Origin of the sequence: Mycobacterium sp., from assembly GCF_050701675.1 — a bacterium.
Lineage (GTDB): Bacteria > Actinomycetota > Actinomycetes > Mycobacteriales > Mycobacteriaceae > Mycobacterium.
Window position 1 is genome coordinate 1 of record NZ_JBOGDD010000768.1, and the last position, 2,530, is coordinate 2,530.

3 protein-coding genes are annotated in these 2,530 nt (G+C 67.1%); all 3 read left to right on the forward strand.

The features are described from left to right. A partial coding sequence (locus tag ACRDUX_RS23485) for an HAD-IC family P-type ATPase (protein ID WP_526417023.1) occupies nt 1-795 on the forward strand: 795 nt, incomplete at its 5' end. 21 nt (nt 796-816) lie between these two features. Then, nucleotides 817-1,311, forward strand: a complete 495-nt coding sequence (locus ACRDUX_RS23490) for a hypothetical protein (protein WP_526417025.1) — start codon at nt 817-819, stop codon at nt 1,309-1,311. 367 nt (nt 1,312-1,678) lie between these two features. Continuing rightward, entirely contained in the window at nt 1,679-2,329 is a 651-nt protein-coding gene (gene ripB, locus ACRDUX_RS23495) for an NlpC/P60 family peptidoglycan endopeptidase RipB (RefSeq protein WP_526417027.1), read from the forward strand. Nucleotides 2,330-2,530 lie beyond the last annotated feature (201 nt).

A 2,530-nucleotide genomic window follows, 5' to 3' on the forward strand; every position in this document is an offset into this window, starting at 1 on the left:
GTCAGCGGTGTCGTCGACGGGCACGCCGTGCTCGTCGGGCGGCGCAGCTGGCTCACCGACGATTGGTCGCTCACCACCCCCACAGTCCTGCTCGATGCCGCCGAGGCAGCCGAGGCACTGGGCCACACCCCGGTGTGGGTGGCCTGGGACGGAGCGACGCGCGCGGTGATCGTCGTCTCGGACACCGTCAAGGACAGCTCGGCCGACGCGATCAGTCAGCTCCGCCAGCTCGGTCTGCGCCCCTTCCTGCTCACCGGTGACAACCGGCGCGCCGCCCACGCCGTTGCCGCCCAAGTCGGCATCGACGCCGCCGACGTCATCGCCGAAGTCCTGCCAGCCGACAAGGTCAACGTCGTCAAGGACCTGCAGGCCCGGGGGCACATCGTGGCGATGGTCGGCGACGGCGTCAACGACGCGGCCGCACTCGTGCAGGCCGATCTGGGTCTGGCCATGGGAACCGGCACCGACGTTGCGATCGAGGCGTCGGACCTGACGTTGGTCCGCGGCGATCTGCGCGCCGCCGCGGACGCGATCCGGTTGTCCCGGGCCACGCTGAAGACCATCAAGGGCAACCTCTTCTGGGCGTTCGCCTACAACGTCGCCGCCCTACCGCTCGCGGCGCTGGGACTGCTCAACCCGCTCATCGCCGGGGCCGCCATGGCGTTCAGTTCGGTCTTCGTGGTCAGCAACAGCCTGCGACTGCGCCGCTTCGCCACCACCGCCAACAACCAAACCCCGGCGCCCGCCACGGGTACCACGCCCCCGCGTACACCAGTCACAACCACCACCCGGTAGGTGCTCGCCGTTGACGCTGTCATGACCGAGCCGCCCTGGCAGGGATCGGCGCTCCTGCGTCCCGGCGTGCTGGCGTTCACCGGAACCATCGGCGTCACCGACCCCCACGCCCATCACGCCGTCCAGATCATGACCGCACCCACCGCGATGACCATCGTGGACGGCAACGGCGCCCACCACCGCGGCACCACGGTCATCGTGCCCGCCGACGCAGCGCACCGGATCGACACCGGTGCCGCACGGGGCGCCCTGGTGTTCCTAGATCCCGACTCCACCGCCGGCCGCGCAGCCCATTACCGCAGCGTCCACCACGGATGGACCAGCGGATCCGTCCTCAGCCACACCCGTGAGCCCACTCTGGGCGCCGTCGTGGCCGACCTGATCACCCAACTCGGCATCGCCGTCAAGCCAGACTTCCCCGCCGGCTACCTGCAACAGATCACGTACCCGTTCCCCACCGCCGGCGGATGCACATCCACCTCGGAAGCCAGCCCAGCGGTCATCAGGACTCGATGATGCGGGCCCTGATGAGCGGTTGAGAGAAACCTGAGGGGAAGGTCAACGCCGGACATCCACAGCCGCCCAACGAATTACACGGCTGTTGTTCTGTTACTAGTGTTAACAGTGGGGCTGATGTGATGTACGTTCCATGATATCCGCTGCTGCTACGTACTGAGTCGGTACGTAGAACCGCAACCCGGCGCACGAGTCGGCGGCGCTCATGTCCCCCAGGGGCTTGGCCACCTGCGAAGGAGAACTGAACTCGATGCCCTCCGAGTTTCGGACCACCAATCGTGGTCGACGTTTCGGCGCATCGCCGAAGGCGGACAGCGCAAGGCGCCGTCGCTCTTGCTTGACGCGTCTCTTCCTCATCGGGTGCACCGTGTCAACGATCGTTCTCGCCACGCCCGCTCACGCCGAACCCGTCAGCCCATGGGATCCGTTGCTGCCAAGCGTTCTCAGTGCGGGGGCCCCGGGTGACCCACTGGCGATAGCCAACGCCTCCTTACAAGCCAGCGCCAACGCGGCAAAAACCACCATGGACATGGGACGCAAATTCCTGAGCAGCCTGGGGCTGACGAGCCCGGCGAGCGACCCGGGGGCCAGCCTGAGCGGCAACCGGGTCTACGGCGCACAAGCCATCGAATACGTGATTCGCCGAGCCGGATCCCAGCGCGGGGTTCCCTATTCATGGGGCGGAGGCAGCCTCAACGGGCCGAGCCGCGGAATCGACTCCGGCGCAGGAACTGTCGGATTCGACTGCTCGGGCCTGACCCGCTACGCCTTCGCCGGCGTCGGCATTCTGCTTCCCCGCTACTCCGGCGCTCAATACGACGCCGGCCGAAAAATCCCCCCGTCGCAAGCCAAGCGCGGCGACCTCCTGTTCTGGGGCCCCTCCGGCGGCCAGCACGAAGCCCTCTACCTGGGCAACGGCCAGATGCTCGAGGCCCAACAAACCGGTGTGCCCGTAAAGGTCTCGCCCGTGCGCACCGGCGGAATGACCCCATACGTAACCCGGATCATCGAGAGCTAGCGTTCGGCGATACAGCATTACGAACAATCAGGGTTCGCGATAGGCGCGGCGGCGCCTCCCCAACGACAGACGACGCCAAAGCACTCAGCCGCAGGCTCTCGTTCGGTCGTGCCCGGCGAGCGCAGTTCTATGGTGTTTACGTTCTGGCGGCACGGCTGGACGCCCGCAATCTCAGAACTTGCGCGCTGAATAGGCTCAAGG

Coding starts and splice junctions, on each gene's coding strand:
- ACRDUX_RS23490 (WP_526417025.1), top strand. CDS start 817: ATGACCGAGCCGCCCTGGCAGGGATCGGCGCTCCTGCGTCCCGGCGTG.